This window comes from Sporosarcina sp. P34, from assembly GCF_002743375.1.
Taxonomy (GTDB): Bacteria; Bacillota; Bacilli; order Bacillales_A; family Planococcaceae; genus Sporosarcina.
Genome location: NZ_PDZC01000001.1, coordinates 439,219 through 465,041, shown reverse-complemented (window position 1 = coordinate 465,041; position 25,823 = coordinate 439,219). Strand labels below are relative to the sequence as shown.

Sequence of the window (25,823 nt, the reverse complement as noted above, 5' to 3'; positions counted from 1 at the left end):
CTACAACAAATTCTTGTCTGATTATAACATAGTTGTGCGGCATGCACGCACAACTATGTCTGATTTTATCGCATTTCTTGTCAGTGATAGACCTTCCGTCGTTTGCATAGAGTAAACTACTAATAATCGGAGGTGGTCACATGAGCGGGTTTTTCCTGGCCGTCATGCAATTATGGTTAGAGATCCCCGCGCTAATCGGTTATATCAGAGGGCAAGCTTTCCTTCGTCCGTTGTCCAAGAAAGAAGAAGCAGAGTGCCTGAGACGATTAGCTGATGGTGATGAAAGTGCACGTAATGAACTTATTGAACACAATATGCGTTTGGTCGCCCACATCGTCAAAAAGTTCCAGCCAAAGCATGAACTTCTTGACGATTATATTTCCATAGGAGCGATCGGTCTGATGAAAGCTGTCAACAGCTTTACACCAGATCGAAAAACCAAGCTCGCAACGTACGCTGCTCGCTGTATAGAAAATGAAATTCTTATGTATTTACGAACACAGAAAAAGGTGCAAAAAGATGTTTCTCTCTACGAACCAATCGGCATGGATAAAGATGGCCAATCCCTAGAAATTGCGGACCTCCTTCAAACAAACGACATACCTCCACAAACAACCGTAGAACAAAATGAACAAAAAGAGCGACTCTACCGTCATTTGGATAAATTAGACTCACGCGAGTTGGAAATCATTCAAAGACGCTATGGCTTGCTGGATGATCAGCCGATGACACAAAAAGAAATTGCCGAGCAACTGAATATTTCCAGGAGCTATGTTTCACGTATCGAGAAACGGGCAATCGTCAAATTATATCAATCATTCAAACATGAATATCAATAACACAAAAAGCGTTTCCGATTGTGCAACAGAGGCCCACAGCCCCCGCACATCGGAAACGCTTTGTTTCTTTACTCAGTCAGCTTTAACCTCGCGTAAAATAACTGCTGCTAATAATGCTGTGACAATAAACACTCCACCCATTAAGAATCCCATTGTATATCCCTCCTATCAACCTAATGAACTGCTAGTCTGTTTACTTAGACATTTTATCATAGAACGATCAAAGTTTCGAGATGACTCGCAAAACAATCTGTGACGAGTGTTTGGCAGCTAGCGGTAAAAACTCATCAAAACTAACTGTTGATTCTTTTCCGGCAATATCAGAAAGTGCGCGGATGACAACACATGGCGTGTTAAACTGATAACATACTTGCGCAACAGCCGCTGCTTCCATCTCTACAGCAATTACGCGTGGAAATCTGTTTTTAACTTGTAGAACTTTTTCAGCGTCAGCCATGAAAGTATCAGCTGAAGCGATGGTCCCTACAGCATGTTCATATGTATCTAACTCCATAACAGCTTCTCTAGCAAATTCGATTAGTTTAGGATCTGAAGGAAAGCTTGCAGGAAGTTGAGGTACTTGGCCAAGCTCATAGCCGAATGCAGTTACATCGACATCATGATGCAGCACATAATCAGATATTACAATCGTTCCTACTTCAAGTTCAGGATTAGTTCCACCCGCAGAACCTGTATTCAACACTATGTCAGGTTTAAAGTTTTGCAAAAGGATTGCGGTTGCCATGGCAGCGTTTACTTTTCCGATACCACTCTTCGTCACAATCACTTGATGCTTGCCTACTTTCCCTTCAATAAACTCACAGCTTCCAATAGTCGTGATTTTCCCAAGTCCAATTTCTCTGCGTAGGATTTGGACTTCTTCCTCCATCGCACCAACAATTGCTATTTTCATTTAGGTCCTCTCCTCATTTTTACTTACTAGAATGTGCTGCACGGAAGGCAGCACATTGATAGTTCGATAAATTTACTTCAATACTTCCATTCTCACAGGTTTCCAACCTTGTCCATCAACCCATTCAAGATATACTTTGTATTTTTTGGAATTGTCCTTGCTTCTTACAATACCTTCTGATTTTTGAGGACTACCACCATTTTGAATACGCTCAAAATACATTTGATCTTCAGACATTCCGGTTGCATAGGCTATGGCTTTCTTCTTCTCATACCAGTCATCGGACTGACCATCGTATTTCGAGACGTGCTCGCCTGTTTGTTTCGTTCCGATAGGTTTCCAGTCAGGATTCACAACAACTTTCTTGGCCGAATCCGATGAAGTTTCTCTCTTCGGTTTTTCCTTTTTAGGTTCTACCTTTTTCGGTTCTTCTACTTTAGGCGCTTCAACTACTGGCGCTTCCGGTTCTTCAACCACTTCATTTATCACTTCGTTTTCTTCTTCTTGGGTTTGAGCTTCTGGTTCCTCTGTCTCAATCGGCTCATTTGCTTCAGGCTTGTCCAACTCGTCCTCATCGTCTAAAACGATAGGTTCAATTGGAGCCGTTTCGGACTGTGTGGATTGCTTGGGCTCATCAATTGCTATTTCTTTTTGATCGTCATTACCATTGAGGAAAATTATGGCAACGACCGCAATGAGGAAAACTACTACACCAATTGAAATATTCAATGCTTTATTCACTTTGCTCGCTTTATTGCCTTGTTTTCTTGACGTTCTCGAATATTTTGGATCTTGATCTGCCATTTCAGACATCTCCCTCACTAAGAAATGAAATACATATACCGCGGTGGGAATAAAAATTAGCAATACCGTCTTCTGTTAGCCAGAAGACGGTACGTGTATCATTTTATCTCAAGTATTTCTACTGACATTTCACCGCCGGGAGTCTGGATCTTTACTTTGTCATCTTTTTTTCGACCAATTAACGCTTTCGCAATCGGCGAGTCGTTTGAGATCAGACCTTCTAGTGGATTAGCTTCAGCTGAACCAACGATCGTATATGTCTCTTTTTCACCATCAGGAATTTCTTTGAATGTAACTGTTTTTCCTAATTGGACTTCATCGGTATTCAATTCATCTTCAGTAATAATGACCGCATTTCGAATCATTCCTTCAATAGAAGAAATTTTCCCTTCGACAAATGCTTGATCTTCTTTCGCTGAATCGTACTCGGAGTTTTCCGATAGATCACCGTAGCTACGTGCAATTTTGATGCGCTCTACTACTTCCACACGTTTAACCGTTTTCAAATACTCTAGTTCTTCTTCTAACTTCGCTTTACCTGCAGCCGTCATTGGGAATTTCTTTTCTGAAACCATGTAATAACACTCCTTAAATGTCTGTTCATAAAAATACTATGTCACACTAACTTCAATTATGTGACATAGCGGAACTATTGTAGTTTTGATTATACTTTTTTTCTGTTTCGTATTCTAATCTAGACGAATAAACTCTTGCTAGCCTTGCATGCATCCTAGTTTACCTATAGCAACTCTCGCGGATGCAGAATTAATTTAAAATTATGTCATCATCATATTATACTTCGTCAACAGAAGCAAGAATTGTTTTTATCTTCGTTACCATCAAATCGATGGCGACCGCGTTTTCGCCGCCTTCGGGAATGATTATATCAGCATACTTTTTTGTCGGTTCAATAAACTGATTATGCATCGGACGCACAACCTTTACGTATTGCTCGACGACTGAATCTACTGTACGTCCACGATCGTGAATATCCCGTAAAATACGACGAATAATGCGAATATCAGAATCCGTATCAACAAACAGCTTGATATCCATGAGATCTCGCAATCGTTCATCTTCCAACACTAAGATTCCTTCAAGAATGATGACATCTTGTGAATCCACAATCACTTTTTCAGTAGAACGTGTATGCAATGTGTAATCATACGTGGGCTTTTCGATTGCCTGTCTGTTAATCAGCTGATGAATATGCTGGATCAGAAGGTCGGTATCAAATGCTAATGGATGATCATAATTTGTTGTTAATCTTTCTTCAAATACTAAATGTGATTGGTCTTTATAATAATCGTCTTGTTCAATGACGACGACTGAATGACCCTGGAATACTTCATGTATCTTCTTTGTGACACTTGTCTTACCGGAGCCAGAACCACCGGTAATACCAATCACGACAGGTTTTTTCTTCACAGCGATTCCCCTTTTGTGGCCTACTGTTTACTACTTTTTCACAGCTATTAAAATGCCGTCACCTATTGGTACTAGAGACGTGTCATAGTGATCGTTCTGCATCGCCCAGCTCGTGAATTGTTGCAAATTACGTATCATTGTGCGGTTGCGTTTTGGTATGTCTGCATCTTCCAACAGCACCATACCATGCATGAACATATTATCACAATAGATTACACCTGCAGGACCGACGAGCGGGCTATATTTGTCGAAAAACTTTCGATATTGCCCTTTTGCTGCGTCGATGAACAGTGCATCAAATGGTTCTTGTGGTAACTTGGTTTCATCTAACTCGAGCGCATCGTCATGAATAATGATAATACGCTCCTGTAGTCCACTGCGCTCAATATACTCGACCGCTTTCTCATATCGCTCTGTATCGCGCTCGACTGTATAAATGACAGCCTCAGGAAAAGCTTTCGCCAATCGAATAGCCGAATAGCCGATCGCGCTTCCAATTTCTAGAATACGTTTCGGCTGCTGGATTTGTAGTAGTCCGATTAGCGTATACAAGCCTGTATCATCCATGATAGGCACACGATGCTCTGCAGCGTAGTGCTCCATCTCTAGGATGAGCGGCTCTTTTACTTCTACAAAGCGGCTAATGTACGTGTTGTAATCCGTCATATCTACTTCCCCTTTACGACGTGTTATTTATATTGGCTGTCGATATACTTTGCTTTGTTTTTCAAATGGGCTTCATATGTTTTAGCAAAATGATTCACGCCATCTTTATCTGCCAAGAAGAACAAGTAGCCTGTCTTAGAAGGTTCTACAGTTGCCTGGAGAGAAGCAGTTCCGGCATTCGAAATGGGCCCTGGTGGTAATCCTTTATTTTTGTACGTATTATAGACATTTTCCACTTTCAAATCTTCATTCATGACGCGGGCTTTATGTTCTCCTAATGCATATAAAACCGTCGGATCTGTTTGCAGCGGCATACCTTGTTCAAGACGATTATTGAAGACACTCGCAATCGTTTCACGATCTGCTTGTCCCGTTGCTTCTTTTTCTAGCAAAGAGGCAAATGTTAGCATTTTATGAACAGAACGATTTTTGCCTTCTTCCGCCCAATACGCTTTATACGGTATGACGTTTTGCACAGTGGCATCCACCATCGTATCAACCACTTCTTTGACAGTAGGCTTTTCCTCATAGAACGGATACGTAGCTGGGAATAAATAACCTTCCAGTGCATAGCGTATATTCTCGTTAAGAACTTCCTTTGTTATAACATCTGGATACTTGGCCATATATTCTTGAATGACTTGTTCATTTGTCACATACTCCATAAACTGCTCTTTGGTAATCGATGTTTTTTTGCTTGTTCTATCTGCAATTTGATCAATCGTCAATCCTTCTGGAATCGTTAATGTAAATACTGGTGTGCGATACACTACACCGGTTTTCAGACTCTTTATCAATTCATCTGGCGTCATGGACTGTGTTAATCCATACGTGCCAGCCTGGAATTCTGCTTCATTGTTTACTTTTGCATAGTATTTGAATATCCGCGCATTTTTAATGATACCCGACTCTTCCAGTTTTTCTGAAATTGTATCTAAACCTGAACCGATCGGAATTTCTACTTCTATGACTTTTTCCGAATCGGGATCAACAGGCTCCAACGCACTTTTTATGTATGTATAGACTGAAAAACCTCCAACTATCCCTACAACCAATACGATCGCCACAATCCAAAGCACTATTTTTCTGACGGTTCTCACTTCTTCCTTCTGTTCTAACATACGTTCAAACATGACTTCCTTTTTTCTTTGGGGCTCTTTTCCCACAAGCCTCACCTCTTCTTTCGCAATAGATAAATCCATTAAAAAGACGGAACGGTCAGCACCATTCCGCCCGTCACATGAGATTATCGCTTACTCTTCTTCTTCATCAAGGAATGTGTTCAATACTTCTTCAATCATATCCCATTCTTCATCGGATTCGATTTCAAGCAGTTCTCCGCCATCTTCTCCCTCTTCAGTCGGGATAAATGCGGATGCATGAATTTCAACTTCCTCCTCATCATCTGTCTGTTCGCCATCTAAAATATGGTAAAGCACATACGATCTTTCATATTCTTTTGAATCAAATGTTAAAATCACTTCACATACGTGCTCTTCGCCGTTCTCATCTACGATTGTCATTGTTTCTTGTCCGTGTTCCATTGTTTAATCACCTCTAGTTTTTTTGTGAATCTAAATAACCTTGTAAAATCATGACAGCTGCCATTTTGTCAATGACCGATTTGCGCTTTTTACGGCTGACATCCGCTTCAATCAACACGCGTTCAGCAGCCATGGTAGTTAATCGTTCATCCCACAAAATGACAGGCAAACCGAACTTCTCGCGTAACTTCTCAGCGTACTGTTCAGATGCTTCTCCACGGGGTCCTATTGTATTATTCATATTCTTAGGATACCCGACGACAAACTCCGTCACTTCGTATTCTTCTATCAATTGTTTGACCCGTTTCATCCCGAGGGAACCTACCGCTTCATCAATTTTGATGGTTTCGATTCCTTGGGCTGTCCAACCGAGACTATCGCTTATGGCAATACCCACGGTTTTTGTGCCAACGTCCAACCCCATAGTTCTCATTCTGCTGTACCTCTGTTTTCTCGGATATAGAACTTAACCAATTCTTCTAGAATTTCGTCTCGTTCCAGTTTCCTTATCAAACTACGAGCGTCTTCATGGCGCGGAATATAGGCTGGATCTCCAGATAGTAAATAGCCAACCATCTGGTTAATTGGATTATAACCTTTTTCTTCTAATGATTTGTAAACGTGGAGCATGACTGTTTTGACTTCTTCCTCCATTGATTCTTCAGGAAAGTTAAACTTCATCGTTTCATCGGACGAATTCATACTCGACACCCCGCTTTCCGATTTCCATTTATGTGTATAACGATTTACCGTCATAATATATATAGTAAATAGATTTGTGGATTTACCACCGTTCGTATTCATTCCAGTTCAATCATCAAGGTAGACACTTTCGCTACCCCAATGAAATGTAACTAGTAACATGTATCTATATTTTATGATGAATCGCTCTTCAAAATGGTTAAACAGATTTTACATAATCATACACGGATTGAAGCGCATCATCAAGTTTTGACGCATCTTTCGCCCCTGCCATTGCCATATCCGGACGTCCGCCACCTTTTCCGCCACAAAGTGACGCAACATGGTTGACGATTTTACCTGCGTGGTAGTTTCCGCCTTTTAGATCATCCGTAACGCCAGCCGCTAGCATCACTTTCCCGTCCGTAACTGTACCCAGTACAATGACGCCTTTGGAAGTTTTTTGTTTCATTTCATCGATCAATTGACGTAAACCGTTATTGTCTTTTACTTCTACATTTGCAGAAATGACTGTGACGTCTTCTATCTGCTGAGCCGTTTCCATAATACTAGCCAATTGACTGTTGCCCATTTTCGCTTGCAATGATTCGTTTTCACGTTGAAGTTCTTTAAAGTCGGCAAGAATCGATTCGACTTTTGCGACAACTGTTTTCGGCGTAGCTTTAGCCGTTGCTGCTACTTGATCGATGACTGCTTGATCTTCTTTAAATGAACGGAATGCTTGTCCACCCGTGAAGGCCTCAATACGGCGTGTGCCCGCTCCAATACCGCTTTCAGAAACGATTTTGAATACGTTGATGTCAGATGTGTTGAGAACGTGACATCCGCCACACAGCTCGACAGAGTAATCACCGACTTTGACCACGCGAACGATATCGCCGTATTTTTCACCGAACAATGCCATCGCACCCATTTCTTTTGCTTCTGCAATTGGTGAAATGAGGGTATTGACGGGAATACCCGCCCAAACCTGTTCATTGACCTGGAATTCAATGCGCTCAAGTTCTTCTTTCGTGACTTGTCCAAAATGAGAGAAGTCAAAGCGAAGACGATCTGGACCAACATATGAACCTGCTTGATTGACATGTTCACCAAGAACATCTTTCAATGCGCGGTGCAATAAGTGTGTAGCCGTGTGATTCTTGACCGTCAGATTGCGTGAGAACTCGTCCACTTTTGTATGAACTGAAACCCCTTCATTCAATTCACCTGAACTGATGAAGACTGTGTGCAAGTTCTGTCCATTAGGCGCTTTTTTTACGTCGCGAACTTCCGCTGTGAATGATTCATTTGAGATCGTACCTTTATCAGCTACTTGACCGCCACTTTCTGCATAAAACGGAGTCCGATCCAAAATGATTTGTACCGTTTCTCCTTCAGATGCATGTGTGATGCGTTGACCATCTTGAACCAGAACACTAACGATCGCATTGGTTTCTAGTTGACCATAGCCAATGAATTCACTTGCTTCGTGCACTTCACCGAGAATACCCGACTGAATATGCATGGAGTCCGATGTCGCACGCGCAGCACGTGCACGGTTTCGTTGTGCAGCCATTTCTTCGTCAAATCCGATACGGTCAACTGCTACATCTTCCTCAAGGGCAAATTCCTCCGTTAATTCAAACGGGAAACCATATGTGTCATAGAGCTTGAACGCATCACTGCCTGAGACGATTGGCAAGCCTGAAGCTTTTGCCTTTTCAATGATCGTCGATAGGATCGCCATACCGTCATTCAATGTTTCATGGAAACGGTCTTCTTCGTTTTTCACGACTTTCATAATGAACGCTTGTTTATCGTGGACTTCAGGATAGAAGTCTTTCATGATATCCCCAACAATAGGCACCAGCATGTACATAAATGGCTTATCAATACCTAATTGTTTCGCAAAACGAACGGCTCTTCTTAATAGACGACGCAGGACATAGCCACGGCCTTCATTGGAAGGAAGTGCTCCGTCCCCAATAGCGAATGCTACAGTGCGGATATGATCTGAAATCACCTTAAACGCCGTGTCTGCTTGCGTAGTATGGCCGTATTTTCTGCCTGAAACATTTTCTACAGCTTCAATGATCGGTAAGAACAAGTCCGTATCGAAGTTTGTAGGTACGTCCTGGATCACGGATGCCATGCGCTCAAGACCCATTCCTGTATCGATGTTTTTCTTTGGAAGCGGTGTGTAAGTGTTATCGGGATTATGATTGAACTCAGAGAATACTAAGTTCCAAATTTCCAAATAACGTTCGTTTTCTCCACCTGGATACAATTCAGGATCCGAGAAGTCGTCACCGTAACTTGGTCCGCGATCGTAGAAGATTTCGGAGTTTGGACCACTTGGACCTTCACCGATATCCCAGAAGTTTCCTTCAAGTCGAATGATACGCTCTTCTGGAATACCAATCTGATCTTTCCAAATGGTGTACGCTTCTTCATCTTCTGGATGAATCGTAATGGACAGGCGTTCTGGATCAAAGCCGATCCATTGTTCATTTGTCAGAAAGTCCCACGCACGAATAATTGCTTCTTCTTTGAAATAATCACCAATAGAAAAGTTGCCAAGCATTTCAAAGAACGTATGATGACGCGCTGTATAGCCGACATTTTCAATATCGTTTGTGCGGATCGATTTTTGTGCATTCGCAATCCGCGGATTTTCAGGAATCACTCGCCCATCAAAATATTTCTTCAATGTAGCGACTCCACTGTTGATCCATAATAGTGATGCATCATCAACTGGCACTAATGCAGCTGATGGTTCTACAGTATGCCCATGCTCTTTAAAATAGTCTAAAAACATTTGGCGAATTTCAGATGCTGTAAGTTTTCTCATCGTTTTGCTCCTCCTAAAATTAAAAAAACTCCACCCCTTGTATAAAGGGGCGAAGGTTTCATTGATCGCGGTACCACCCTAATTACCGCATGACGCGGTATCTCGAGTTGCCTTAACGCGGCAAGACGGCAGGGATTAGCCTGCAACTTCGGAATAGCGTTCGCTGTAGATCTGAGAGAGCTTTTTCAGCCAAGAAGCTCTTTTCTATGACACAGAATAAACAGGTACTTGTTCCTTCAACGTTTTTGCTTATTTCTAAACGAATTATAGGAAAGTTCTCTTGCTTTGTCAATCAGTCACTTCAAGAAAGTCAAATGGCGACGCATTGTTCATGCCAATGAGCGGGTCGATGCCAGAAAAATTGTCCATTGTTAACTTTGCTTGCGATGAATCTTGCGGTTCAACTGTCACTTTCGCAGGTCCAGCGTCGAGTGCAATGGTTTCCTCGCGAGGTGCTGTCTGATTTTCTTGAGTTTCCCCCGTTATACGTTCTTTTAGCGTCGTCTGCCGTTCCGTTTCTTCAGTACGTGCAATACCCGCTTTAAATTCTTCCGCTTCACCGCACAGTATTAAGAAGTTCTTTGCGCGCGTAATCCCTGTGTATAGTAAATTACGTCGCAACATTTTCCGCTGACTTCTCACGATCGGCATGACAACAATCGGAAATTCACTTCCTTGGGATTTATGGATAGAACAACAATACGCAAGTGTCAGCTGATTCAAATCACTTCGCTCGTACTGCACTTCATTGCCGTCATAGGAGACCACCATGATCGCTTTCTTGTCAGTAGTTTCTTTCGCTAACATGATCGCAACGACTTCGCCCATATCTCCGTTAAAGACATTACTTTCCGGTTGGTTGACAAGTTGCAGCACTTTATCTCCGACGCGATACGTCGTTTCACCGAAAACCATTTCTTTTCTTCCTTCTGCAGGCGGATTCGTGACTTCTTGGATCATTTTATTCAAGCCATCTATGCCTGCTGGACCTTTATACATCGGTGCCAAAACTTGAATGTCTTTAATAGAATGTCCTTTTGATGTTGCATTTTGGACGATTTGTTTGACCGCAGGCAAAATTTGATCACTGGATGCTTTGATAAATGAACGATCCGATGTCTTCTTTGTGACATCCATTGTCCATTCCTTTTGCTTGATCATATGCGCCATTTCGATAATGGTCGAGCCTTCACTTTGTCGAAAAATATCCGTCAGTTCAACAACTGGAATTTTCCCTGATTGCATGAAGTCACGCAACACTTGTCCAGGTCCAACGGAAGGTAGTTGATCTTGGTCTCCAACGAATAATAACTGTGCATCGTTGCGAACAGCTTTTAACAGCTGATGCATGAGCCAAGTATCTACCATGGATGTTTCATCAATGATGATGAGATTGCCATCCACTTCGCGTTCTGTCTCCTCTTCGTCGTCTTGACCCGTAAATCCGAGTAGACGATGGATCGTCATGGCAGGTAATCCCGTCGATTCGGACATGCGTTTCGCAGCGCGTCCAGTAGGTGCTGCCAAAATGATTGGAAACGGTTCTTTTTTTCGTGCATACTCGTCGAGGTCGAGTGAGATGCCATGCAGTTCTGCATATGCCTCAACCAATCCTCTAATTACCGTCGTCTTCCCTGTCCCTGGTCCCCCCGTTAATACGAGCAGTGAAGAATGAAGGGCGCGCTCGATGGCTTCGACTTGCGTTTCGGCATATTGCACTTCCAAGCGTTCTTCAATTTCACCTATAGCTTTTCTAATTTCTGAAGCAGGAAATTGTTCAGCGACTTCATTTTCAAGAATTTTATTTACTTTAGCAGCAATACCGATTTCTGAAAAATAAAGAGAAGGTAAGTAGAGACGTTGCATTTCAGCAGACAATGCGCCTTCTTCGACGAGTTCAATCACTGCTTGGGTAATCGATTCGTAGGAGATTATATGCGCCTGACTCGATTCAAGCAACTGCTTCGCTTGTGGTAAGATCACCTCAGACTCTACGTAGACATGTCCTGCTGACTGTACTTCACTATGTACGCTGTAATAAACTGCTGCCTTAATACGCGCAGGATGATCTCCGACGAGCCCCAGTTGCTTCGCTAGATCGTCTGCACGTTGAAAACCGATTCCTTCGATTTCCTGAATTAAACGGTATGGATTTTCTGTCAGAATCGTGATGGCATCATCTTGATACGCTTGATAGATTCGCATGGCCACTTGTGGACCGAAGCCCCATTCATTCAGTTGCACCATCGTCCGTTCAAGACCTAGATTCTCCTGCAACACGGAAACAAGCGTATCTTTCCGTTCGTCACTTAAACGTGGGATTTGGTCAAGGACGCTGCGGTCTTCAAGAACTTTCTGAATGACGTTATTGCCAAGTGTCTTGACAATATCACTAGCTGTTTTCTTCCCAATTCCGGGAAATAAATCACCCGAAAGGTAATGGATCAGACCCGCCTCTGTTGCAGGCAATTCTTTCGAGAACGTCTGCACATCGAACTGCTGTCCATGTACCGGATGCGTAACAAGTCGCCCCGTAAACTTATACTCTTCTTCCGCAACTAAAGGAGGGAATGACCCTTTGATCACTATTTCACTGTCGCGGTAGTCGGTATTGGTGGATGTGACTTTCAACTTGACGATGGAAAATAGATTCGTCGTATTATGAAAAATTGTCACGACCGGCCTACCGATTACATATTGTCCATTTTCACTCATCGCTAGGTCTCCCTCCTTTTCACCTACTGTATTACTCGCTCTGTTCTCCAAGCTTGATCATATCGAATAAGTAACGCGCCTGGGTATGGTCAGGTTCCGCAGTGAAGGCTTGTTCTAAGTGTGATAGCGCACTTGTTTTGTCTTCCGTTGAAACTGCATATAAAACGCCCAAATTATAATGGCTATCTGCATGATCAGGAGCCACTGCCAAAATGGATTCGAATACGGGCTTAGCTTCTTTAAATAGTTCGAGCTTAGCTAGTAAAATCCCATACGACAATGCCACTTCCTGATCGTCAGGATTTAATTCAACGGCACGCTGCAAATAAGGCAATGCTAAGCGGTCATTACCTGTTTGTTCTATACTTTTACCGAGCATGAAATAGGCATCGGCAGAATCCAATCCTGTATTGATGGCTTTTTCATATAATTTTGCCGCTTCTTCAAAGCGCTCTTGATTGTAATACAGATTCGCCAATCCATAAAAAGCGGTTCCTGCTTTTTCATCAAGCGTTAACGCTTTTTGGAAAAATGGTTCCGCCTGCTCGGCGTCACCAAGCGATGCAAAAATATTTCCAATATTGATATAGCCTGTAGGTTCTTCCGGATTTTCTTCTACAGCTTTCATGAAAAGCTCAATCGCTTTTTCATAATTGCCTTCTTGCATTTCTGTAATCGCATCTTGATGTATTGACATGCTGTTGCCTCCTTATCCGACGTACGTCAGTTTCTTGCCATCTTTATATACTTCATTGATTGTCCCGCCACCTAGGCACTCATCACCGTCATACAACACGACAGCTTGTCCTGGCGTGACTGCGCGAACTGGTTCATCGAACGTGACGATCGCTTCATCACCAACTAATTGCACAGTTACTTTCGTATCCGGCTGACGATATCGGAATTTAGCTGTACACGTGAACGTCTGCGGTAATTCTTTTGGTGTACAAATATTCATATCGGTTGCCTGTAAACTAGTTGAGAATAATGTGTCATGATAGAAGCCTTGTTCAACTAGCAACACATTGCGTTCCAAGTCTTTACCAACCGCAAACCAAGGTTCTCCAGCTCCGCCAATGCCTAGACCGTGACGCTGTCCAATTGTGTGATACATGAGTCCGTCATGCGTGCCCATCTTCACTCCGGCCATTGTCTGCATCTCGCCTGGACGTGCAGGTAAGTACTCCCCAAGGAATTCCTTAAAATTGCGTTCACCAATAAAGCAAATGCCAGTTGAATCTTTTTTCTTTGCAGTTGCGAGACCTGCTTGTTCCGCGATTTCACGGACTTCACTTTTCTCCATATGACCTAGAGGAAATAGTACTTGCTGAAGTTGTTCTTGTGTCAATTGATTTAAGAAGTAGGTTTGGTCTTTGTTATTGTCTACACCACGGAGCATCGCTACACCGTTTTCGCGTTTTACGACTTGTGCATAATGTCCAGTTGCCAAATAATCGGCACCTAGACTCTTTGCGTGTTCGAGGAATGCTTTGAATTTGATTTCTTTATTACACATTACATCTGGATTTGGTGTGCGGCCTTTTTTATATTCATCAAGAAAATACGTGAATACTTTATCCCAATATTGTTTTTCAAAATTCACAGAGTAATACGGAATGCCGATCTGATCACAGACACTGCGTACGTCTTCGAAATCTTCTGTCGCGGTACAATGTCCCGATTCGTCCGTGTCATCCCAGTTTTTCATGAAGATTCCAATCACTTCATAACCTTGTTGTTTTAAGAGTAATGCCGCAACCGAAGAGTCTACTCCGCCAGACATTCCAATGACTACACGTGTATCGGCAGGTGCTTTTTTCGTTGTCATATTGTTCATCCTTTACTTAATTCATTTCACTAGTCGTTTGACTACACTTGCGATTCGATTTGCTGCTTCTTCTATAATGGACTCATCCAAGTCATAGCCGAAACTAATGCGGATCGAGTTTCGCGCTTTATCTGATTCTGTCCCAAACATAGCCGTTACGACATGTGACGGTTCAAATGATCCTGCAGTACAAGCAGAACCACTTGATACAGCTATGCCTTCCAGATCCAAACTCATCAAAAATGTCTCCACGTCGGTGCCCGGAAACGATACATGATAAATATGCGGTAGAGATGCTACTTCGTGGGGAATGGTCGGTCGGAAATCGATTTGCTGTTTCTCAAAGACTTCCGCCATTTTTTGTTTATACGTAGAATAGTTTTTTTGTTTAACTAGTTTTGATTGCTCGGCAATGGAGACCGCCTCTGCAAATGCAACTGCAGCGGGTACGTTTTCTGTACCTGCGCGGCGTTTCTTCTCTTGTGAACCTCCGAGTACTTGGCTCGACAGCACCTTGCCATTTCGTTGATAAAGAAAACCGATGCCTTTGGGTCCATTCAGTTTATGTGCCGAAACGGACAATAAATCGACTTGCAACTCTTCGACGTCAAGGTGGCACGTACCGTAAGCTTGCACCGCATCTGTATGGAAGACGGCCGGATGTGTCGAGAGTAGCTGACCGATCTCCGCAATTGGCTGGATCGTTCCCACTTCATTGTTTCCATACATAATAGAGACTAAAATGGTTTCTTCTGTTAGCGCGTGCTGAACTTGCTCTGCTGTAATGACCCCATTGCGGTCAGGTGAAAGATATGTCACGTTATAGCCTTGTGACTCCAGTTGTTTACACGGGTTTAACACCGCATGATGTTCGATTTCCGTTGTGATAATATGTTTGCCTTCTGTTTTCACTGATTGTACGTACCCAAAAATTGCTAAGTTATCCGCTTCTGTTCCTCCAGAAGTCAGAATAATCTCATTTGGTGACGCATTGATCGAGGATGCTAACGTTTTGCGAGCATCTTCTAGCACTTTCTTCGCGTGACGACCCAATTGATGCGTACTGGAAGGATTACCATACGTATCTTGCAATGCAGTCGTAAATCGCTCCAATACGACTGGATGCATCGGTGTCGTTGCAGCATAATCTAAATATATAGCTGGTTTCATAGCTAAACTCCTTTAAATATAGAACATGTATTCATCGATAGTGGACGTATCTTCAAATTCAATTAAATCCTTGATCGTCGTATGATCTAACACCCCTCGGATGGCATCCCCGATTCGTTTCCATAGTTCTCGTTGCGGAATATCATCTTCATCAAGTCCTTCGACTAATTGGATCGGTCCTTCAAGCAAACGGATAATGTCACCCGCCATAATTTCCGAAGGATCTTTTGCGAGTTTATAGCCACCGTATGCCCCGCGGACACTCTTCACCATTCCACTGTTGCGCAAAGGCGGGATGAGTTGTTCCAAATATGCTTCGGAGAGATTTTGCTCTTCTGCGATTTTACGCAAAGGCACAGGACCTTCTCCATATTTTCGTCCTAATTCTACTATTACTGTAAGTCCGTATCGGCCTTTAGTGGATATTTTCATTGGGCATCGTCCTTTACTAAAATTGCTGAAATCAGTATAGCATAATTGTATCATTGGTTCTTGCAAATGACTTCACTAATGTTTTACAGTATAATGAAAGAACAAACGTACGCTAGGAGGATATACATGCATAATGAACCTTTGGCTTTTCGTATGCGGCCCGAGACGATTGATGAAGTGATCGGACAAGACCACGTCATCGGCAACCATACTCCCTTATATCGAATGATCAAGAACGGGCATGTTCCGTCTCTTTTATTATATGGCGAACCAGGCATTGGAAAAACGTCTCTAGCCTACGCGATCGCGGGTACGTCGAAACTACCTTTCATTGCGTTGAATGCGACAGTTGCAGGCAAAAAAGATGTTGAAGATGTAGTGAAAGAAGCGCGGATGACAGGTAAAGTATTGCTATTCTTAGATGAAATCCATCGTTTTAATAAATTGCAACAAGATACGCTACTTCCTCACGTAGAAAGCGGTTCGATTGTCTTAATCGGCGCGACAACGGAAAATCCATTCCATGACGTCAATCCCGCTATTCGTTCACGTTGTAATGAAATCGTTCAATTGAAGCGATTACAACCTAAAGACTTACTCAAACTACTAGAGCGTACGTTAACAGACGAGAAAAAAGGACTTGGTAAAGAAACGATCGACATCACGACAGAACAACTAGAGAAAATCTCAGAAGGCGTGAATGGCGATGCGCGAAAAGCATTAACTTTCCTTGAATCATTACTGGCTGCAAGTGATGAAGAGGATGGCAAAATTATTATTGAAGATACATTGCTTGATCAATTATTAACGAGGATTAGTTTACTAGGTGACAAAAAGGGCTCACATCATTTTAATTTATTATCTGCTTTGCAAAAAAGTGTACGCGGCAGCGATGTTGATGCGGCGCTTTATTATTTGGCCCAATTACTTGAAATTGGAGATCTAACTGCCGTTACAAGACGCATGCTCGTCATGAGTTATGAAGATATCGGATTGGCAGCGCCGAATGTAGGGAGCCGAGTTCTCGCGGCTACAGACGCCGCACAGCGTCTCGGCATGCCAGAAGCCCGTATTCCACTTGCCACGGCTATTATAGAAATGTGTTTAGCATCTAAATCAAACTCCGCTTATAAAGCGATCGATGCCGCTACAAAAACCTTACATGAAAAACCAACAGGTGAAATTCCCATGCATTTACGAGACACACACTACAGCGGATCAGCTGCACTCGGTCATGGAAGCTACGTGTATCCCCATGCAACGCCAGTAGGGACATTTGGCGGTTGGACAGACCAACAATACATGCCTGACAGTTTAGTAAACTCCAAGTTCTACACCCCTGTAGAAGCAGGTGAAGAAACTAGAATGGCCGCTATTCACAAACGGCTTCAGTCATTCAAAGGTAAAAAGAATCCACGTTAACTATTTAACTAGATATAGAAAAAATCCACGCCAACCTTTAGTAGGTCGGTGTGGATTTTTTCATTTACTTGAACATTTCCGCATCTTTCGATGTGGAAATCGCATCGATATCATTGAAATAACTATACTTTGCATCGAGTTTCTGCTTATATCGAATATAATCCCGGCCAAAATAACTGGTGACATTCGCTGACATCTTCATGCCCGTCACAAACATCGTTTTTTCATTTACCGTTAGCTCGACATCCAGTTTCTCCACTACAGGAAACCCGCCATGCGTATGGACAAACTTTGCTGGTTGTGGACTATTCACTGATACCACTTCCATCAACTGACGATAATCAGCCGGGGATAGTGAAAACTGCAATGCATAGCCATAATCAATCTTTTCTATTTCCGCATCATGCAAGAAAGGTTTTAACAGCGAAAAGTCCATTACAGGCGAAACAAACGGCACCCACACACCAAGCAATTCCGTGCGTTGCTTTTCTGTTAGCTCTTGCCATTCACTTTTTTCTGCTTCAACTGTCTCTTGCATAGCTAATTCATCACCCTGGCGAAATAGTTGAACATTTTTCGCGCCTTGTTTTGGAATTTTCCAGACGACTTCCTCTGAAATTTTCAATGGGTTCTGTTCAATATCCGCCTGAACTTGTACATTTTTACTTGTTCGTTTTGCAGGATCGGATGTGACGCTACTTTCGTCGTACGCGATATTGGCATGGACAGATTCCAATTCATTCATCGCTTGTTCCGCTTTCTTCAATAAATCTTCCGCGCTCGACGGAGCGGAAGACGTTTTTCCGCATCCTGTCACTGTAAATAGCATCACTGCCAGGAATAGAACGATCAAACTTTTGTTCATCAGGAAACTCCCCTTCAATCAAAACTATTAACAGTGTACTTCACAGCAACGCAGTTGTCACGGAACATTCTATCTTATTTGTGAAGGAAATTAGTCTACCGGCACAACCCAGTTAAATGGATCTTCTACTTTTCCTGTCTGGATGCCTGTAATCGTCTCATAAAGTTTTAATGAAAGCTCACCGATTTCATTCTGATTGATCTCGCATTTTTCGCCATCAAAGAACAGTTCGCCTATCGGAGAAATAACAGCGGCCGTTCCTGTCCCGAATGCCTCTTCCAACGTGCCTGCCCGATTGGCTTCCATAATTTCCTCGATAGACACTTTACGTTCTGTTACTGGAATATCCCAAGCTATTAATAACTCAATAACGGACTTGCGCGTGATGCCTTCTAAAATGCTACCATTGAGGCTTGGCGTGATAATCTCTCCATTGATTTTGAAGAATACATTCATCGCGCCTACTTCTTCGATATAGCGATGTTCTTTTGCATCAAGCCATAGAACTTGCGAATACCCTTCTGCCTCCGCAACTTCTTGAGCTTTCATCGCCCCAGCATAGTTACCGGCTGTTTTCGCAGAGCCTGTACCGCCCACTGCCGCACGGACATACTGTGATTCAACAGCAATTTTGACAGGGTTCACTCCTTCTTTATAATACGGACCTACCGGCGATAAAATGATCATAAGGCGGTACGTTTTAGAAGGGGCTACACCTAAATAAGGTTGTGTAGCGAAAATGAACGGACGCACGTAAAGTGATGTCCCTGCTCTATCCGGAATCCAATCTTTTTCAAGAGAGATCAATTCCTTTAGTGCACTTAATACGAATTTCTCATCGAACATCGGCATGCATAATCTATCACTAGAACGGTTCAGCCGTTTCATGTTTTCCTCCGGCCGGAATAAAACGACTTCTTTGTCTTCATTTACATAAGCTTTCAAACCTTCGAAAACAGTTTGTCCATAATGCAACACGATAGCGGCTGGATCCAAAAGAAACGGCTTATACGGCTCAATACGTGGATCATGCCATCCCGTTCCATCTGTATAGTCCATCACGAACATGTGATCAGTGAAAATTGTTCCGAAAGCAAGTGGATCATCCGCTGCCGGCTTGTCTTTTGGTGCGGAAGTTTCAAAATGTAAAATATGTTTTTCATTTGCCATACATAAACCCTCCTACATATTATCTGATTTGTCCGGTTCCTCGAATAACAAATTTTGAAGAAGTCAATGCCTCTAATCCCATTGGTCCTCTTGCGTGAAGCTTTTGTGTACTGATACCTATTTCTGCACCATAACCGAATTCAAAGCCATCCGTAAAGCGTGTGGAAGCATTAACGTAAACAGCTGCCGCATCGACGCTATTCAAAAATTGCTCGGCATGTGCATCCGTCTGTGTAATAATACTTTCCGAATGCTTCGTGCTGTATGTGGCAATATGATCGAGTGCTTGCTGTACATTTTCCACGCTCTTTACGCGTAATGTCAAGTCCAGGTATTCACTTGACCAATCATTTTCTTCAACGGCAGTGATATCCGAATCAAACGCCTGAAGTTTCTCGTCACCTTGCAGTTGAACGTCATGGTCTTGCAATGCGCGGATTAAACTCTTTCCATATTTCGCCAACCAGTTCGTATCGATCAGCACAGTTTCGATCGCGTTACACACTGACGGACGCTGTGTTTTGGCATTGACTACTATATCGATCGCCATTTTCTCATCTGCAGATTCATCAATAAATACATGACAGTTCCCCGCCCCTGTTTCAATCACCGGTACAGTAGATTCACGGATAACAGTCTGGATCAACTTCGCACCGCCACGTGGAATCAACACATCTAAATAGTCGTTGAGTGTGAACAACTCTTTTGCTGTTTCTCGACTCGTGTCTTCGATTAATTGAACAGAATCAACGGGTAATGAACTTTTTTCGAGTCCGCGTTGAATAACACGCCATAGAGCCAAATTGGAATATTTCGCTGATGAGCTACCGCGTAACACGACCGCATTGCCGGTTTTTAGCGCCAACGACGCAGCATCTATCGTAACATTCGGACGTGCTTCATAAATCATGGCAATGACACCAATCGGCACGCGCTTCTTGACAATATGTAATCCGTTCTCCTTATGGATTTCTTCTAGCGTTTCTCCAATTGGATCTTGTAAATCAATCAGCAGACGAACACCTTCCGCCATAGCTTCAATGCGTTCAGGTGTCAATAAAATACGATCGAGAACCGCTGCGTCAATTCCTTTTTCGCGACCTTCTTCAATATCTTTTTTATTCTCCGCGAGCAATTGATCCTGTTCTTTCATTAATTGATCAGCAATTAACTGTAATGCATCATTTTTCTCTTCTGTCGTTGCTACGTTCAGCACAATACTCGCTTCTTTTGCCGCCTTGCCTTTATCTCTAATTTCACTCATACTATTTTCTCTCCTCTAATTATACTTGTACCCAGCGGTCACGGTGGATGACTTCTAGCATTGGTTTGGATTCTTCCAGTTTATCCTTGTCGGATATCGTTTGCTTTAATTGCTCAGACGAATACGTGACTTCACCTTTACCGATCAAACCATCTAAACCAAACACTTCCACCACTTCTCCAATACCAAAATCACCCTGTACTTTAAAGACACCTGCTGGTAATAAACTGCGTCCGTTATGCATAATGGCTTCTTCAGCCCCTTTATCCACGTACAGACGTCCAGTTGATTCGGAATGAAGGGCAATCCATTGGCGGTTCGTATTGATCGTATGGGCAACAGGACTGGAAATATATGTGCCGTCTCCATGACCTTTTAAAATATCTAGCAATTTTGATGGGCCGCGTCCTGTTCCAATGAAGACCGGAACTGCCAACGTGTGAGCGGTTTTTGCAGCTAGTATCTTCGAACGCATGCCCCCTGTACCGACTTTTGAGCCAACATCATCAGCACCACCCAATAATTCATCCGTGATTTCATCCAACTTAGTCAATCGTACAGCGTCTGGATCTGTTCGTGGATTACTTGTGTAGATCCCGTCGACATCGGTTAAGATAATCAACTGATCCGCATGTAGAAAACCACTGACCAATGCGGATAACATATCATTATCACCGAACGTTAACTCGTCAATGGATACTGTATCATTTTCGTTAATGATCGGCATAATACCACGATCAAGTAATTCAGACATCGCTGCAAATGCGTTGCGGTATCGATCGCGATCGGCAAAGTCATGACGCGTCAATAAGATCTGTGCTGGAATGACTTGATGTGCGCTAAACCTCTCGATATAGGACTGTATCAATAAACTCTGCCCGACTGCCGCTGCGGCTTGTTTACCTTTTATGGTCTGGGGACGGGTAGGATATCCGAGACGGGCAAAGCCTGCCGCCACCGCTCCTGAAGAGACGACAATGACTTCATGCCCGACGTTTTTTAGCATCGCCAAGGCATCCACATGATCATTGAATTTTACCTGATCGATTTCTCCATTATCATTCGTTAACGAGCTGCTACCGATTTTCACAACTATTCGTTGTCTTTTCATATGAATTCGCCTTCCATTTCTCCATATCATCTATCTTTATAAAATAAAAAAGCCCAATCGTCCCGATATAATCAGGACGAAAGGACGTAACTTCCGCGGTGCCACCATCATTGGACTCGTCTTCACGAATCCCACTTTCCTTTTAACGCCAAGGTCCGCGCCTGTTTTTTTACAGGACTCAAAAGGCAGGTTCGACAAGGCATTGCGACGGAAACTTTCAGCCGATGGATTCCGCTCTCTAACACATGCTATTTATCTACTGGTCCTTCTTCAACATTCACTATCATTTTCCCAATCATACAATATTCAGAGTAATTGTCAAGCGCGCTACGTTAGTTTCGTTGCAACATACGGTTAAGCGCATCAATCGCTTCAGCGGAAGTCACTGCATCCACTTTGATGATATTTTGCTCTGCGCCTTCCATAATACTTTCAAGACTCCATAGTAGATGTGGTAAATCGATACGATTCATTGTCAAACAAGGACACATTAAAGGGTTTAAGGAAATGATATCTTGCTCGGGATGATTTTCCATCAGACGGTTGACCAAATTCATTTCCGTGCCGATCGCCCATTTCGTACCAGGAGCGGCGGCTTCAATTTGATCAATAATATACTTCGTAGAACCAGCGTCATCAGACTTCATCACGACTTCATGTGAACATTCCGGGTGGACGATAATACGCCGATCAGGATCATTTTCACTTAACTGACGAATGTTTTCTACCGTGAAGTTCTCATGAACCGAGCAATGCCCTTTCCATAATATCACTTGACACTCTTCGTTTTGTCCATCGTATTCGAGTGTATCCGTGATCGGATTCCATACAGCCATGTGATCAAGAGGCACACCGAGTCCATACGCTGTATTGCGTCCTAAATGCTGATCGGGTAAGAATAGAATTCGTTTTTTCTGTGTAAATGCCCATTGAACGATTTCTTTCGCATTTGACGAAGTCACAGTCGCGCCACCATTACGGCCGACGAATGCTTTAATTGCCGCCGTTGAATTGACGTACGTCAATGGCAGAATTGTATCTCCAAAACGCGCTTGCAAGTCCTTCCATGCGCGTTCCGTTTGGAAAATGTCCGCCATATCAGCCATCGAACAACCGGCACGCATATCAGGCAAATAGACTTTTTGATTTTCTGTTGTTAGAATGTCCGCTGTTTCCGCCATGAAGTGCACGCCGCAAAACACAATATGTTCCGCTTTTTCGTTTGCTGCGCAAATTTGTGCTAATTGCAAAGAATCTCCTGTAGCATCCGCGAATTGAATGACTTCATTTTTCTGGTAGTGATGGCCAGGAATAAATAACTTGTTTCCCATTGTTTGTTTAATGGTTCGAATTTTTTCTTCCATTTCATTCACCGTATACTGTTTATACTGTTCAGGCAACATAGCGTTTGCCTGTCCTTTTAGAAGTTCCATCATCGACATATTCTCTTATCCTCCTGTGTAGTAAGTTGTATAGTAGCACTAATGTCAGCTGCAATTACGGAATGTGTCAGTGCGCCAACCGATATGTAATCAATTCCCGTCTCACCATACGAAGCGATGGTGTCTTCTGTAATCATGCCGGAAGCTTCAGTTATGATATCCGGGGGGACTAATGGCAACCAGTCGGTAATTTGTTGTGGCGTCCGGTTATCGAACATTATAATATCCACGTTTGCCTCAATAGCTTCTTGTAGTTGCGCTAGTGATTCGATTTCTACTTCTATTTTCACCGTATGCCCTAATTGTGTTCTCAGTAGTTGCACGGCATTCGTGATAGAACCTGCATAAGCCAAGTGATTATCTTTTAGCATCACCGCATCATATAAACCGTTGCGGTGATTAAATCCACCACCTGTACGAACTGCATATTTATCTAGCATGCGGAGTCCGGGTGCTGTCTTGCGTGTATCACAAACTCTTGTATTTGTTCCCGACAATAATGCGGTTAGGTCAGCAGTCTTCGTTGCAATCGCAGTCATTCGCTGGATACAATTCAACACTACTCGTTCCGCGGTCAATAGACTCCTAACAGACCCTTTTACCGTCGCAAGTATTTGCTTACCCGTTATTCTTTCACCATCTTCTACGAGACATGTGACTTCTATAGAAGGATCCATCACTTGAAAGCCTGTCGTGATGACATCTACCCCGCAAAATACTCCCGGAGTTTTCGTGACGATTTGCATTTCACCTACCGCGTCTGCAGGAAATAATGAATTAGCAGACAAATCACCATCTCCCACGTCTTCTATGAAAAACTGTTCAAGCATTGAGACCAATTTGATTCTATTCATCTGTATTCCTACGACCCTTCTCTTTTCATAGTGTCTTTACATCTATCTTTACATATATACAGTTGTATGACAAGATGAATATATTAATTTTTGCAGGAGGTCATTCATTTGCATTACTTTGATTACGCAGCCACGACGCCTCTTCGTGAAGAAGCTGCCTCGGTCTATGTGTCAGTCTCTCAACAACAGTTTGGCAACACGACGAGCCTCCACGATGCGGGAGGAGCTGCGCAAAACATCTTGACCCACAGCAGACAACACCTATCTGCACTTCTTGGTGTATGTCCTGAAGGAATATACTTCACTTCAGGCGGTACGGAAAGTAACACGCTTGCACTACTATCATTAGCTGAGTCCGCAAAGAAAAGAGGACAACATATTATTCTTTCTGCCGCGGAACACCCTTCTCTGCATTCAGCTGCTGCATACCTTGAAGAGCAAGGCTTCCATATCACCATGATCCCTTTTACATCGAAAGGCATTATCGATTTACACGCACTGGAAAATGCTATTACTGAACAAACGACGGTCGTATCTGTGCAACACTGCAATCCAGAAATCGGTACCATTCAACCGATCCAATCTATATCTGAATTAGTAAAAACTAAAGGGATTTATTTGCACAGTGACTGTGTACAATCATTCGGTAAATTATCTGTGCGTGATATCTCTCCCTATGTAGACAGCTTATCTGTATCCAGCCATAAAGTGCACGGTCCAAAAGGGGTTGGCGCGGTCTATATTAATCCACACATCCGTGCAGTTCCGTTATTTCCAGGGGCCACACAAGAGAAGGGATTCAGGGGTGGAACGGTGAATGTACCAGGAATTGCTGCATTCGTTGCGGCAGCTGAACTAGCAAAACTCAATGAGGTAAAGTATGCTGCATTACGCTCTCTCTTTATGGATATACTCTCTACCCGGCAAGATGTATTCACTTTCTATGGCAGTCTAGAGACATCTGAACAACTTCCGCACATTATAGGTCTATGCACCAAACATTCAGAAGGACAACTCATTATGTTAGAATTAAATAGAAGAGGTTTTGCGGTGTCGACAGGCAGTGCTTGCCAAGTTGGTCAGCAACAGTCATCTATGACGATGAGCGCAATGAATATACCCGCCCACTTGGCGAAAGGATTCATTCGGATTTCATTTGGCGAGACATCAACGCGAGCAAATGTCACTCAATTGGCAAACGCGTTACTTGAAGTCGCGGTATTCCCACATACAGCACAAACCCCGATAGATATTTTATAGATAGAAGGTGAAAAATTTGCGACCAAAAGCAAAAGTGGCAGGAGAACAGCGTCGAAATTTGATTCTCCAAACGTTAAAAGAAGCTAATCATCCCGTTACGGGTGCAGAACTAGGTGACTTAACAAAAGTCAGCAGACAAGTAATCGTCAGTGATATTAATTTATTGAAAGCAAAAGACGAACCCATCATGGCGACGAATCAAGGATATTTATACACACAGTCAACTAAAAAAATAAAAGACATAGAAAAAATCATCGTCTGTAAACATGCTCCTGAACAAACTGAGGAAGAGTTGAATATTTTAGTCGACCACGGCGTAACCGTAAGAGATGTCCGTGTTGAACATCCTGTGTATGGCGATGTGCGCGCATCGATCATGGTATCGAACCGGCAAGAAGTCAAGACGTTCATCGAACAGATCCAGCAAGCACAAGCGCCTTATCTATTGAATTTGGATGATAGCGGGATTCATTTACACGCTATTTCCGCTCCACGAATAGAACAGCTACACGATGCAGAAGAAGCATTAAAAAAAGCGGGATTCCTAATTGAATAGGAATT

The 25,823-nt window shown here is 42.9% G+C and carries 25 protein-coding genes; 4 read left to right on the top strand and 21 right to left on the bottom strand.

Going from position 1 to position 25,823, the window contains the following annotated elements; all coding sequences use genetic code 11:
* Positions 1 to 140 precede the first annotated feature (140 nt).
* Positions 141 to 839: an RNA polymerase sporulation sigma factor SigK gene (sigK, locus tag CSV63_RS02335; protein ID WP_099694369.1), complete on the top strand. Its 699-nt coding sequence runs from the start codon at positions 141 to 143 to the stop codon at positions 837 to 839.
* Between the two features lie 220 nt (positions 840 to 1,059).
* Here sigK and mtnN read toward each other — a convergent pair whose 3' ends face one another.
* The 15 genes from mtnN to cymR form a co-directional block, all read right to left on the bottom strand.
* Positions 1,060 to 1,752 (bottom strand): 5'-methylthioadenosine/S-adenosylhomocysteine nucleosidase, encoded by a 693-nt coding sequence (mtnN, locus tag CSV63_RS02330; RefSeq protein WP_099694368.1) that lies wholly within the window; start codon positions 1,750 to 1,752, stop codon positions 1,060 to 1,062.
* A 72-nt stretch (positions 1,753 to 1,824) separates the two neighbouring features.
* On the bottom strand, positions 1,825 to 2,556 hold the full coding sequence (locus CSV63_RS02325) for a DUF1510 family protein (RefSeq protein ID WP_158233888.1): 732 nt from the start codon (positions 2,554 to 2,556) through the stop codon (positions 1,825 to 1,827).
* Positions 2,557 to 2,654: 98 nt separating this feature from the next.
* Entirely contained in the window at positions 2,655 to 3,131 is a 477-nt protein-coding gene (gene greA / locus CSV63_RS02320) for a transcription elongation factor GreA (RefSeq protein WP_099694366.1), read from the bottom strand.
* 217 nt (positions 3,132 to 3,348) lie between these two features.
* Positions 3,349 to 3,984: a uridine kinase gene (gene udk / locus CSV63_RS02315; protein WP_099694365.1), complete on the bottom strand. Its 636-nt coding sequence runs from the start codon at positions 3,982 to 3,984 to the stop codon at positions 3,349 to 3,351.
* 30 nt (positions 3,985 to 4,014) lie between these two features.
* Complete coding sequence (locus CSV63_RS02310) at positions 4,015 to 4,650, bottom strand: O-methyltransferase (RefSeq protein WP_099694364.1); 636 nt, start codon at positions 4,648 to 4,650, stop codon at positions 4,015 to 4,017.
* A 23-nt stretch (positions 4,651 to 4,673) separates the two neighbouring features.
* The gene (gene mltG, locus CSV63_RS02305; protein WP_099694363.1) at positions 4,674 to 5,852 is read right to left on the bottom strand and encodes an endolytic transglycosylase MltG; all 1,179 of its coding nucleotides are present in this window, start codon (positions 5,850 to 5,852) and stop codon (positions 4,674 to 4,676) included.
* A 51-nt stretch (positions 5,853 to 5,903) separates the two neighbouring features.
* Positions 5,904 to 6,194 carry a DUF1292 domain-containing protein gene (locus CSV63_RS02300; RefSeq protein WP_099694362.1) on the bottom strand — a complete coding sequence of 97 codons (291 nt, stop codon included), beginning with the start codon at positions 6,192 to 6,194 and terminating at the stop codon, positions 5,904 to 5,906.
* Between the two features lie 13 nt (positions 6,195 to 6,207).
* A complete protein-coding gene (gene ruvX / locus CSV63_RS02295; RefSeq protein ID WP_099694361.1) occupies positions 6,208 to 6,627 on the bottom strand; it encodes a Holliday junction resolvase RuvX in 420 nt (139 codons plus the stop codon).
* Positions 6,624 to 6,896, bottom strand: a complete 273-nt coding sequence (locus tag CSV63_RS02290; protein WP_099694360.1) for an IreB family regulatory phosphoprotein — start codon at positions 6,894 to 6,896, stop codon at positions 6,624 to 6,626. Before CSV63_RS02290 ends, ruvX begins: the two co-directional genes overlap by 4 nt.
* A gap of 199 nt (positions 6,897 to 7,095) precedes the next feature.
* Positions 7,096 to 9,729, bottom strand: coding sequence for an alanine--tRNA ligase (gene alaS / locus CSV63_RS02285; protein ID WP_099694359.1), 2,634 nt, complete (start codon positions 9,727 to 9,729; stop codon positions 7,096 to 7,098).
* Between the two features lie 288 nt (positions 9,730 to 10,017).
* Positions 10,018 to 12,444 carry an SF1B family DNA helicase RecD2 gene (gene recD2, locus CSV63_RS02280; protein WP_099694358.1) on the bottom strand — a complete coding sequence of 809 codons (2,427 nt, stop codon included), beginning with the start codon at positions 12,442 to 12,444 and terminating at the stop codon, positions 10,018 to 10,020.
* 31 nt (positions 12,445 to 12,475) lie between these two features.
* Complete coding sequence (locus CSV63_RS02275; RefSeq protein WP_099694357.1) at positions 12,476 to 13,141, bottom strand: tetratricopeptide repeat protein; 666 nt, start codon at positions 13,139 to 13,141, stop codon at positions 12,476 to 12,478.
* 12 nt (positions 13,142 to 13,153) lie between these two features.
* Positions 13,154 to 14,272: a tRNA 2-thiouridine(34) synthase MnmA gene (gene mnmA / locus CSV63_RS02270; RefSeq protein ID WP_099694356.1), complete on the bottom strand. Its 1,119-nt coding sequence runs from the start codon at positions 14,270 to 14,272 to the stop codon at positions 13,154 to 13,156.
* 21 nt (positions 14,273 to 14,293) lie between these two features.
* Positions 14,294 to 15,442: a cysteine desulfurase family protein gene (locus CSV63_RS02265; protein WP_099694355.1), complete on the bottom strand. Its 1,149-nt coding sequence runs from the start codon at positions 15,440 to 15,442 to the stop codon at positions 14,294 to 14,296.
* Between the two features lie 12 nt (positions 15,443 to 15,454).
* Positions 15,455 to 15,874 (bottom strand): cysteine metabolism transcriptional regulator CymR, encoded by a 420-nt coding sequence (cymR, locus tag CSV63_RS02260; RefSeq protein WP_099694354.1) that lies wholly within the window; start codon positions 15,872 to 15,874, stop codon positions 15,455 to 15,457.
* 126 nt (positions 15,875 to 16,000) lie between these two features.
* On the opposite strand from cymR, the gene CSV63_RS02255 reads away from it, so the two are divergent.
* Positions 16,001 to 17,296, top strand: a complete 1,296-nt coding sequence (locus tag CSV63_RS02255) for a replication-associated recombination protein A (RefSeq protein WP_099694353.1) — start codon at positions 16,001 to 16,003, stop codon at positions 17,294 to 17,296.
* A 64-nt stretch (positions 17,297 to 17,360) separates the two neighbouring features.
* Here CSV63_RS02255 and CSV63_RS02250 read toward each other — a convergent pair whose 3' ends face one another.
* From CSV63_RS02250 to nadC, 6 genes are all read right to left on the bottom strand, one after another.
* Complete coding sequence (locus CSV63_RS02250) at positions 17,361 to 18,161, bottom strand: DUF6612 family protein (protein ID WP_099694352.1); 801 nt, start codon at positions 18,159 to 18,161, stop codon at positions 17,361 to 17,363.
* 90 nt (positions 18,162 to 18,251) lie between these two features.
* Entirely contained in the window at positions 18,252 to 19,331 is a 1,080-nt protein-coding gene (locus CSV63_RS02245) for a branched-chain amino acid aminotransferase (protein ID WP_099694351.1), read from the bottom strand.
* 19 nt (positions 19,332 to 19,350) lie between these two features.
* Positions 19,351 to 20,595: a glutamate-5-semialdehyde dehydrogenase gene (locus CSV63_RS02240; RefSeq protein ID WP_099694350.1), complete on the bottom strand. Its 1,245-nt coding sequence runs from the start codon at positions 20,593 to 20,595 to the stop codon at positions 19,351 to 19,353.
* A 19-nt stretch (positions 20,596 to 20,614) separates the two neighbouring features.
* Positions 20,615 to 21,706 carry a glutamate 5-kinase gene (gene proB / locus CSV63_RS02235; protein ID WP_099694349.1) on the bottom strand — a complete coding sequence of 364 codons (1,092 nt, stop codon included), beginning with the start codon at positions 21,704 to 21,706 and terminating at the stop codon, positions 20,615 to 20,617.
* A 332-nt stretch (positions 21,707 to 22,038) separates the two neighbouring features.
* On the bottom strand, positions 22,039 to 23,148 hold the full coding sequence (nadA, locus tag CSV63_RS02230; RefSeq protein WP_099694348.1) for a quinolinate synthase NadA: 1,110 nt from the start codon (positions 23,146 to 23,148) through the stop codon (positions 22,039 to 22,041).
* Entirely contained in the window at positions 23,139 to 24,002 is an 864-nt protein-coding gene (gene nadC, locus CSV63_RS02225) for a carboxylating nicotinate-nucleotide diphosphorylase (RefSeq protein ID WP_099694347.1), read from the bottom strand. Before nadC ends, nadA begins: the two co-directional genes overlap by 10 nt.
* Positions 24,003 to 24,110: 108 nt before the next feature.
* Between nadC and CSV63_RS02220 the strand changes: the two genes are divergently transcribed.
* Together CSV63_RS02220 and CSV63_RS02215 are read left to right on the top strand one after the other, a co-directional pair.
* On the top strand, positions 24,111 to 25,262 hold the full coding sequence (locus CSV63_RS02220; protein WP_099694346.1) for an IscS subfamily cysteine desulfurase: 1,152 nt from the start codon (positions 24,111 to 24,113) through the stop codon (positions 25,260 to 25,262).
* Between the two features lie 16 nt (positions 25,263 to 25,278).
* On the top strand, positions 25,279 to 25,818 hold the full coding sequence (locus CSV63_RS02215; protein ID WP_099694345.1) for a transcription repressor NadR: 540 nt from the start codon (positions 25,279 to 25,281) through the stop codon (positions 25,816 to 25,818).
* Positions 25,819 to 25,823: the final 5 nt, after the last annotated feature.

What these genes read in the sequence shown, in the direction of transcription:
- sigK (WP_099694369.1), top strand. Translation starts at nt 141, where the DNA reads ATGAGCGGGTTTTTCCTGGCCGTCATGCAATTATGGTTAGAGATCCCC.
- mtnN (WP_099694368.1), bottom strand. Translation starts at nt 1,752, where the DNA reads ATGAAAATAGCAATTGTTGGTGCGATGGAGGAAGAAGTCCAAATCCTA.
- CSV63_RS02325 (WP_158233888.1), bottom strand. Translation starts at nt 2,556, where the DNA reads ATGGCAGATCAAGATCCAAAATATTCGAGAACGTCAAGAAAACAAGGC.
- greA (WP_099694366.1), bottom strand. Translation starts at nt 3,131, where the DNA reads ATGGTTTCAGAAAAGAAATTCCCAATGACGGCTGCAGGTAAAGCGAAG.
- CSV63_RS02310 (WP_099694364.1), bottom strand. Translation starts at nt 4,650, where the DNA reads ATGACGGATTACAACACGTACATTAGCCGCTTTGTAGAAGTAAAAGAG.
- mltG (WP_099694363.1), bottom strand. Translation starts at nt 5,852, where the DNA reads ATGGATTTATCTATTGCGAAAGAAGAGGTGAGGCTTGTGGGAAAAGAG.
- CSV63_RS02300 (WP_099694362.1), bottom strand. Translation starts at nt 6,194, where the DNA reads ATGGAACACGGACAAGAAACAATGACAATCGTAGATGAGAACGGCGAA.
- ruvX (WP_099694361.1), bottom strand. Translation starts at nt 6,627, where the DNA reads ATGAGAACTATGGGGTTGGACGTTGGCACAAAAACCGTGGGTATTGCC.
- CSV63_RS02290 (WP_099694360.1), bottom strand. Translation starts at nt 6,896, where the DNA reads ATGAATTCGTCCGATGAAACGATGAAGTTTAACTTTCCTGAAGAATCA.
- alaS (WP_099694359.1), bottom strand. Translation starts at nt 9,729, where the DNA reads ATGAGAAAACTTACAGCATCTGAAATTCGCCAAATGTTTTTAGACTAT.
- recD2 (WP_099694358.1), bottom strand. Translation starts at nt 12,444, where the DNA reads ATGAGTGAAAATGGACAATATGTAATCGGTAGGCCGGTCGTGACAATT.
- CSV63_RS02275 (WP_099694357.1), bottom strand. Translation starts at nt 13,141, where the DNA reads ATGTCAATACATCAAGATGCGATTACAGAAATGCAAGAAGGCAATTAT.
- mnmA (WP_099694356.1), bottom strand. Translation starts at nt 14,272, where the DNA reads ATGACAACGAAAAAAGCACCTGCCGATACACGTGTAGTCATTGGAATG.
- CSV63_RS02265 (WP_099694355.1), bottom strand. Translation starts at nt 15,442, where the DNA reads ATGAAACCAGCTATATATTTAGATTATGCTGCAACGACACCGATGCAT.
- cymR (WP_099694354.1), bottom strand. Translation starts at nt 15,874, where the DNA reads ATGAAAATATCCACTAAAGGCCGATACGGACTTACAGTAATAGTAGAA.
- CSV63_RS02255 (WP_099694353.1), top strand. Translation starts at nt 16,001, where the DNA reads ATGCATAATGAACCTTTGGCTTTTCGTATGCGGCCCGAGACGATTGAT.
- CSV63_RS02250 (WP_099694352.1), bottom strand. Translation starts at nt 18,161, where the DNA reads ATGAACAAAAGTTTGATCGTTCTATTCCTGGCAGTGATGCTATTTACA.
- CSV63_RS02245 (WP_099694351.1), bottom strand. Translation starts at nt 19,331, where the DNA reads ATGGCAAATGAAAAACATATTTTACATTTTGAAACTTCCGCACCAAAA.
- CSV63_RS02240 (WP_099694350.1), bottom strand. Translation starts at nt 20,595, where the DNA reads ATGAGTGAAATTAGAGATAAAGGCAAGGCGGCAAAAGAAGCGAGTATT.
- proB (WP_099694349.1), bottom strand. Translation starts at nt 21,706, where the DNA reads ATGAAAAGACAACGAATAGTTGTGAAAATCGGTAGCAGCTCGTTAACG.
- nadA (WP_099694348.1), bottom strand. Translation starts at nt 23,148, where the DNA reads ATGTCGATGATGGAACTTCTAAAAGGACAGGCAAACGCTATGTTGCCT.
- nadC (WP_099694347.1), bottom strand. Translation starts at nt 24,002, where the DNA reads ATGAATAGAATCAAATTGGTCTCAATGCTTGAACAGTTTTTCATAGAA.